Below are 225 nucleotides of genomic sequence, written 5' to 3' on the forward strand. Positions count from 1 at the left end.
CTGCGCATTGGCGTCGAGACCGAAGCCGCCGCCCTCGCCGCCGTGCGGCGCACGGACGCCGACCTGGCCCGCATGCGCAGCGCGCTGGGCGCCTTTATGGGCGCCTTGGAGGCGGGGCGCGATGCCGTGGGCGCCGATTTCCAGTTCCACCTGGAGATTGCCCGCGCCACGCAGAACCAGCACTTTGCCGACCTGATGGCCACGCTCGGCGCCACCATCATTCCG

Annotated in this window: 1 protein-coding gene; it reads left to right on the plus strand. The window is 71.6% G+C overall.

The genetic code is table 11. The annotated features are described in order from the left end of the window. Positions 1–225: FadR/GntR family transcriptional regulator (locus B2J89_RS22380; RefSeq protein WP_169170902.1), on the plus strand; the 225-nt coding region annotated here is incomplete at both ends.

It is taken from the genome of Acidovorax sp. SRB_24 (genome assembly GCF_012931925.1).